The following is a 6,851-nucleotide window of genomic DNA, read 5'->3' on the forward strand; positions in this document are numbered from 1 at the left end:
CGCAGGAGCTTGAGAAATGGCAATCAAGGTTGGTATCAACGGTTTCGGTCGCATCGGGCGTAACGTCCTGCGCTCGGCGGTGCTGAACTTCGGCGACGACATCGAAATCGTGGCCATCAACGATCTGCTGGAGCCGGATTACCTGGCGTACATGCTCAAGTACGACTCCGTGCACGGCCGCTTCAAGGCCGACGTGGCGGTGCAGGGCAACGACCTGCTGGTCAACGGCAAGAAGATCCGCCTCACCCAGGAGCGCGATCCGGCCAACCTGAAGTGGAACGAAGTGGACGTGGACGTGGTGATCGAGTCCACCGGCCTGTTCCTGACCAAGGAAACCGCGCAGAAGCACATCGATGCGGGCGCGAAGAAGGTCATCATGTCGGCGCCGTCGAAGGACGACACCCCGATGTTCGTCTACGGCGTGAACGACAAGACCTACGCCGGCCAGGCGATCATCTCCAACGCCTCGTGCACCACCAACTGCCTGGCCCCGCTGGCCAAGGTCATCAATGACAAGTGGGGCATCAAGCGCGGCCTGATGACCACCGTGCACGCGGCGACCGCCACCCAGAAGACCGTTGACGGCCCGTCCAACAAGGACTGGCGCGGCGGTCGTGGCATCCTGGAGAACATCATCCCGTCGTCCACCGGTGCGGCCAAGGCCGTCGGCGTGGTCATCCCGGAACTGAACAAGAAGCTGACCGGCATGAGCTTCCGCGTCCCGACTTCGGACGTGTCGGTGGTCGACCTGACCGTCGAACTGGAAAAGGAAGCCACCTACGCCGAGATCTGCGCTGAAGTGAAGGCACAGAGCGAAGGCCCGCTGAAGGGCATCCTGGGCTACACCGAAGACAAGGTGGTGGCCACCGATTTCCGTGGCGAGACCTGCACCTCGGTGTTCGACGCCGAAGCCGGCATCGCCCTGGATGGCACCTTCGTCAAGCTGGTCACCTGGTACGACAACGAGTGGGGCTACTCGAACAAGTGCCTGGAAATGGCCAAGGTCGTCGCCGCCAAGTAAGACCGGCGAGCAGCACGCGCGGACCCCGGCCTGGCCGGGGTTCGTCGTTTATGGGGCCAGCCCTGTCGTAGCATGGGCCGGTCGACCGCTGCCGCTGGGGCGCGGAACCGCATTGGAAGCATGCAATGGAAGCACTGATAGCCCTGGTCGTACTGGTTCTTCTGGCTATTCCGCTGTTGCTGGTGGTCGCGCTGGTGATGATCGCCGGCCTGCGCCGCCGCGTCGCTGCGCTGGAAAGCGCGCTGGCCGATGCGCCGGCCAGTGTCAGGCCGGTGGCTACCGCGCCTGCGGCTGAACGGCCTGCGGCCACGCCTTCGGCCAGTGCCGATCCACCGTTCCTGCGGCCGGTCGTCACTGCTGCACCGCAGCCCCCGCAGCCGCCGGCGCGCGAGGCAGCGCCCACCGGAGCGCCCGTGCTCCGTCCTGTTGCGCCACCGCCAGTACCGCCTGCGCCGGTGCAGCCACCGTTGCCTTCCGAGCCGGCACTGCCCAACTTCATCGAGCGCGGCATTGGCGCGGTCAAGCGTTGGTTCACCGAAGGCAACGTGCCGGTCAAGATCGGCATGCTGGTGCTGCTGGCCGGCGTCGCCGCGCTGTTGAAGTACGTCAGCGACCAGGGCTGGCTGGTGCTGCCGGTCGAGCTGCGACTGGCTGGCGTCACCGTCGGTGCACTGGGCCTGCTGGCCTTCGGGTGGCACCAGCGCGAGCGCCGGCGCCTGTTCGCGCTTGCGCTGCAGGGGGGAGCGATCGGCGTGCTGCTGCTGACCATCTTCGCAGCGTTCAAGCGCTTCGAGATGATTCCCTCCGGCTTTGCCTTCGCAGGCTCGATTGCACTGGTGGCCGGGCTGTGCGTGCTGGCGGTCGTGCAGAACTCGCGTACGCTGGCGGTGCTGGGCATCCTGGCCGGCTTCATGGCACCGCTGTGGTTGTCCACCGGCAGCGGCAACCACGTAGGGTTGTTCAGTTACTACGCGGTGCTCAACGCGGGCATCTTCGCCATCGCCTGGTTCCGCCCGTGGCGCGCGCTGAACCTGCTGGGCTTCGCTTTCACCTTCGGCATCGGCACCTTCTGGGGCGTACTGCAGTACACGCCGGACCGGTTCAACAGCACCGAGCCGTTCCTGCTGCTGTTCTTCGCCTTCTACCTGCTGATCCCGCTGCTGTATGCCCGCCGCCAGCCGGCCGGCCGGCGGGACCTGGTCGATGGAAGCCTGGTGTTCGGTACCCCGCTGGTCGCGTTCTCACTGCAGGCATGCATGCTGCACGAACAGCCAATGACGCTGGCCCTGTGTGCGCTGGGCCTGGCCGCGATCTACGCGGTACTGGCGCGCGCACTGATCGCGCGTGCGTCTTATACCGTGCTGGCGCAGTCGCACGCGGTGCTGGCGGTGGGCTTTGCCACCCTGGCGGTGCCGCTGGCGCTGTCGGCGCGTGCCACCGGTGCGGTGTTCGCACTGGAAGGGGCTGGCCTGGCCTGGCTGGGGTTGCGCCAGAAGCGCAGGTTGCCGCAGATCTCCGGCGCATTGCTGCAGATCGGCGCTGCATTTGCGTTCGTGGCGGGCGGCGATCATTGGCATGAGGACGCGCGCTTCCTGCTCAATCCGACGGCGCTCGGCGCGCTGCTGCTGGCCGTGGCCGGCTTCGCCTCCGCCTGGAGCTATCAGCGCAGGGCGCGTCCCGAGGTCGCACTGGCTTATTACCTGTGGGGCCTGCTGTGGTGGCTGGGGGGCCTGGTGCACGAGATCTTCCGCTTTGTCCCGCCTCGCTCGCAGGCCGATGCGTTGCTGGTGCTGGCGGCCGTCACCGCGTGGCTGGCCGCCGAAGCGCAACGCCGCCAACCGGCGCGCGCGCTGGGCGTGACAGCGCTGGCGATGCTGGCGCTGGGATTCCCGCTTGCGCTGATGCAGAGCGACGCGCACCAGCAACCGTTCGCGGGCCACGGCGCGCTGGCCTGGGCACTGTTCGCCGTGCTGGGCGTGCGCACGCTGCTGTGCCTGCGCCAGGGCGGCAATACCGTGGCGCGCATCGCGCAGTTCCTGTGGTGGCTGCTGTGGCCGTCGCTGCTTTCGCTGCTGGCCCTGTGGGGCGGCGGTGAGGCCGGGCTGGCACAGGGCTGGACATTGCTGCTGGTCACGCTGCCGTGGTTGCTGATCGCGGCGCTGTCGCTGTGGCGCTGGAATGTCTTGCGCTGGCCGCTGGGTGACGCGTTCGACCGTGTGCGCCTGCCCCTGCAGTGCGTGCTGTTCGGCCTGTTGTCCACGGGATGGTTGCTTGGCCAGCTGCTGCCGGGTAATGCCGCGCCCCTGGCCTGGTTGCCGGTGTTGAATCCTGCAGAGCTGGGGCAATGGTTGAGCCTGGCCCTGCTGGCGCGCTGGCTGTACAGCGCGCAGTCGCCACAGCCGCTGCAGCGGATTCGCCTGCCGGTACTGGCGCTGGCAGGCTTCATTGCCTTGACCAGCCTCGTGTTGCACGCCGTGCACCACTGGGGCGGATTGTCATGGAGCATGTCGATGGCACGCTTCAGCCTGGCGCAGACCAGCCTGACCGTGCTGTGGAGCGTGCTCGGCGTGATCGCCTGGGTATGGGGCTCGCGTCGTGGCCAGCGCGTGCTGTGGATGGTCGGTGCCGTGCTGATGGGCGTGGTGCTGGCCAAGCTGGTGCTCATCGATCGCCAGCACCTGGGCAACCTGCTGGGCATCGCATCATTCATCGCCTATGGCCTGCTGTGCACGGTCGTGGGATATCTGGCACCGGCACCGCCGAGCGCGCCGCCGACCGTGGAGGAGAAGCAATGATCACGTGGAGCAGGGCGCTGCTGCCGGCGCTGTTCGGCCTGCTGGCCGCCGCCGCCGCCGCCGCGCAGGCGGCCGATTACCGCACCCAGTACGCCGAACAATGGCCGCTGACGCTGTCCAGTGCACAATCCGGCGCCTACCGCATCGTGCTGGAGCCGGCCATCTACCGTCGCGCGGGTCGCGCGGACCTGGGCGATCTGCAGGTTTTCAACGCTGCCGGCCAATCGTTGCCATCGGCCCTGCTGGCGCCGGACCAGCCGCTGGCGCAGCCCCCGGTTCAGCGGGAACTGCCGTGGTTCGCGTTGCCACCGCTGGCCGAAGCGCAGCGCAATGATCTGCAGCTGCTGACCGAACGCGATACAGACGGCCGCGTCCGCCGGGTGGAGGCGCGGGTGAGTGGCGGCGTGGCGGCGAACGGACAGGGCGGCTGGCTGATTGATGCCAGCGTGCTGGGCCAGCAGCCGCTGGCCGCGCTGGTACTGGATTGGGCCGACAGCGGCCAGCCGATGCAGGCGCAGGTACAGCTGGACGCCAGCGACGATCTGCAGCATTGGCGCGTGATCGGCCGCGACATTCCGCTGGTGGACCTGCAGCGGGCGGGCAAGCGGCTGCTGCAGCGCCGGCTGCAGGTAGACGGCGAGGCACGTTACCTGCGCGTCCTGGCCGAGGGTGATGCGCGCCTGCCGGCCCTGCGCAGCGTATTGGCCGAGCTCCCGCCGGCACCGGCGACGCTGCCCTGGGAATGGTTGTCGCTGCAGCCAACCTCGAAGGGAAAGGGGGAATACACGTTCACCCTGGACGGACGCTTCCCGATCGGGCGCGCGGACATTGCCAGCACCGACAACAGCCTGGTGCAGTGGACGCTGTTCAGTCGTGATGATGAGAGCGCGGAATGGCAGCGCCGCACGGCACCGTGGATCGCCTACCAGCTGCAGCAGGAGGGGCCGGGCCAGCGCCAGCAGTCGGCGGCGCAGCCGCTCAATGGCATGCACCGCGACCGTTTCTGGAAACTGGTGGCAAACCCGGCGGAAATCGCCACCGCGCCGACCCTGCGCCTGGGCTATCAGCCCGAGGTACTGGTGTTCCTCAGCCAGGGCGCGGCCCCGTATGCGCTGGCGGTGGGCAGCGCGACGGCGCGGCGGATGGAGGCGCCGATCGGTGTACTGATCGAAGAACTCCGGCAGCGCAACGATCCGTCGTGGCAGCCGACGCTGGCGCGGCTGGAAGGCACCCCGGAGCCGCTGGCCGGTGATGCAGCGCTGACGCCGCAGCGGGATTGGAAGGCGTGGCTGCTGTGGGCGCTGCTGGGGCTGGGCGTGCTGGTGGTGGGCGGCCTGGCGGTCAGCCTGCTTCGGCAGAAGCAGGCGCCTTCGGAATAGGTTCCAGCGAACGGCGCAGCCCCTCGTGGGTGGCTGCAAAGCGCGATCCCGGGGATGGGCCGAGCGGGTGGGCTGGGCAGGGGACGCCGTGAATCCGTCCCTGGAGGCTTAGCCGCGCCATGGATGGCGCGGCTAAGCCCCCAGGGAGGGGTTTACGGCGTCCCCTGCCAGCCCGCACCGCCTCGGTCCACCCATAGCGTCACAAGGCGCCAGCGCTTTGGCTTTGGCTCTGGCTGTTGCTGTCGCTCTGCGCCTCTGCCTGCCGCAGGCATCGGCCCTCCCACCACCCGCACCCGATACAATGGCCGTCTGCCGTACCCCGGCATCCCGTCCCTGAGCCAAAGAGTTGCCCATGTCCATCGTCCGCATGACCGACCTCGACCTCTCCGGCAAGCGCGTGCTGATCCGCCAGGATCTGAACGTGCCGATCGAGAATGGCCGCATCACCTCCGAACAGCGCATCACCGCTTCGCTGCCGACGCTCAAGCGCGCGCTGGAGCAGGGTGCGGCGGTGATGGTCACCTCGCACCTGGGGCGCCCGAAGGAAGGTGTTTGGAGCGAGGCCGACTCGCTGGCGCCGGTCGCCCAGCGCCTGTCCGAGCTGCTCGGCCGCGAGGTTCCGCTGGTTCGTGACTGGGTTGACGGCGTTGACGTGCAGCCGGGCCAGCTCGTGCTGCTGGAAAACTGCCGCATGAATGTAGGCGAGGGCAAGGACGACGAAGCCCTGTCGAAGAAATACGCCGCCTTGTGCGACGTGTTCGTGATGGATGCCTTCGGTACCGCGCACCGCGCGCAGGCTTCCACCCACGGCGTCATCCGTTTCGCCCCGGTCGCGGCCGGCGGCCCGCTGCTGATGGCCGAGCTGGACGCGCTGGCGCAGGCGCTGGATGCACCGGCCAAGCCGCTGCTGGCCATCGTCGCCGGCAGCAAGGTCAGCACCAAGCTGGAACTGCTTGCCAACCTGGTCGGCAAGGTCGATCAGCTGATCGTGGGTGGCGGCATCGCCAACACCTTCATCGCCGCCGCAGGCTACAACGTCGGCAAGTCGCTGTACGAGCCGGACCTGCTGGATACCGCGAAGAAGATCGTGGCTGATGCCAAAGCGCGCGGCGCCGACATCCCGCTGCCGGTCGACGTGGTCACCGCCAAGCAGTTCCTGCCCGACGCCGTTGCCGAAGTGAAGGCGGTCGACGCCGTTGCCGAAGACGACCTGATCCTCGACATCGGCCCGCAGACCGCCGCGCAGTATGCGCAGCTGATCGAGAAGGCGGGCACCGTGGTCTGGAACGGGCCGGTCGGTGTATTCGAGTTCGAGGCCTTCAGCAAGGGCACCGAAGCCCTCGCCCGCGCCATCGCCAGCTCCAAGGCGTTCTCCATCGCCGGCGGTGGTGACACCCTGGCGGCGGTCGACAAGTTCGATATCGCCGGGCAGGTCAGCTACATCTCCACCGGCGGTGGTGCGTTCCTGGAGTTCCTGGAAGGCAAGGCCCTGCCGGCGGTGGCCGCACTCGACGCGCGCGGCGCATGAGTGCCGGGCGCAGCAGGGATGTCCTGTTCTTCGACCTGGACGGCACCCTGATCGATTCGCAGGTGGGCATCACCACCTGCATCGCCTACGCACTGCAGAAGATGCAGTACCCGGTGCCACCGCAGGAC

At 68.0% G+C, this 6,851-nt stretch carries 5 protein-coding genes; all 5 read left to right on the top strand.

Features of this window, described 5'->3' with window-relative positions; all coding sequences use genetic code 11:
- Window positions 1-16: 16 nt before the first annotated feature.
- Complete coding sequence (gene gap, locus A9K58_RS17120) at window positions 17-1,021, top strand: type I glyceraldehyde-3-phosphate dehydrogenase (RefSeq protein ID WP_065200483.1); 1,005 nt, start codon at window positions 17-19, stop codon at window positions 1,019-1,021.
- A gap of 125 nt (window positions 1,022-1,146) precedes the next feature.
- Window positions 1,147-3,816, top strand: coding sequence for a DUF2339 domain-containing protein (locus tag A9K58_RS17125; protein WP_065200484.1), 2,670 nt, complete (start codon window positions 1,147-1,149; stop codon window positions 3,814-3,816).
- Entirely contained in the window at window positions 3,813-5,195 is a 1,383-nt protein-coding gene (locus A9K58_RS17130) for a DUF3999 domain-containing protein (protein WP_065200485.1), read from the top strand. The genes A9K58_RS17125 and A9K58_RS17130 overlap by 4 nt, the downstream gene beginning before the upstream one ends.
- Window positions 5,196-5,547: 352 nt before the next feature.
- A complete protein-coding gene (locus A9K58_RS17135; protein WP_065200486.1) occupies window positions 5,548-6,723 on the top strand; it encodes a phosphoglycerate kinase in 1,176 nt (391 codons plus the stop codon).
- A partial coding sequence (locus tag A9K58_RS17140) for an HAD hydrolase-like protein (protein WP_331250484.1) occupies window positions 6,720-6,851 on the top strand: 132 nt, incomplete at its 3' end. The genes A9K58_RS17135 and A9K58_RS17140, both read left to right, overlap by 4 nt.

The sequence above is a fragment of the Stenotrophomonas maltophilia genome (assembly GCF_001676385.1).
GTDB classification, from domain to species: domain Bacteria; phylum Pseudomonadota; class Gammaproteobacteria; order Xanthomonadales; family Xanthomonadaceae; genus Stenotrophomonas; species Stenotrophomonas maltophilia_J.